The 452-nt window shown below is 55.3% G+C and carries 2 protein-coding genes; both read left to right on the top strand.

The window, feature by feature from the left end; translation table 11 throughout:
- On the top strand, nucleotides 1–168 hold a 168-nt coding region (locus AB1462_RS31995), incomplete at its 5' end, for an efflux RND transporter permease subunit (RefSeq protein WP_367249110.1).
- 4 nt (nucleotides 169–172) lie between these two features.
- The coding region (locus tag AB1462_RS32000; RefSeq protein ID WP_367249109.1) for a TetR/AcrR family transcriptional regulator at nucleotides 173–452 on the top strand (280 nt) is incomplete at its 3' end.

The following is a 452-nucleotide window of genomic DNA, read 5'->3' on the forward strand; positions in this document are numbered from 1 at the left end:
GCCGCCAGCCAGAATGCCATCGGTACGGGCGTCATGGGTGGCATGATCTCGGCGACCGTTCTGGCGATCTTCTTCGTTCCCGTTTTCTATGTCTTAGTGATGAAGTTGTTCGGACACGGGAAGGAAAAGGCTCAAGCATCCGATCCCGCATCCGTGCCTGCAGAGTAAGCGGATGCCGGGCCATTCGAAGCAGCGGCTGACCGTCAAGGCGATGAAAAATCCAAAGCAGGATGATCATCGCCTTGCACTACAACGGCGTCTTTTGTCGGCGACAATGGAAGTCGCGCTTGAAAACGGGTTCGGCAACGTGACGATGGAGGCGGTTGCGGCAAAAGCAGATGTCAGCAAAGGCGGCCTGCTTTATCACTTCGCAACGAAGGACGACCTTATCCGCGCGCTGCTGGAATGTTCCATAAAATGTGCAAATTCTGCAGAGCAATCGGGGTCGATCG

Origin of the sequence: Pseudomonas sp. SB113 (assembly GCF_040754745.1) — a bacterium.
In the GTDB taxonomy this organism is placed as follows: Bacteria; Pseudomonadota; Gammaproteobacteria; order Pseudomonadales; family Pseudomonadaceae; genus Aquipseudomonas; species Aquipseudomonas grimontii.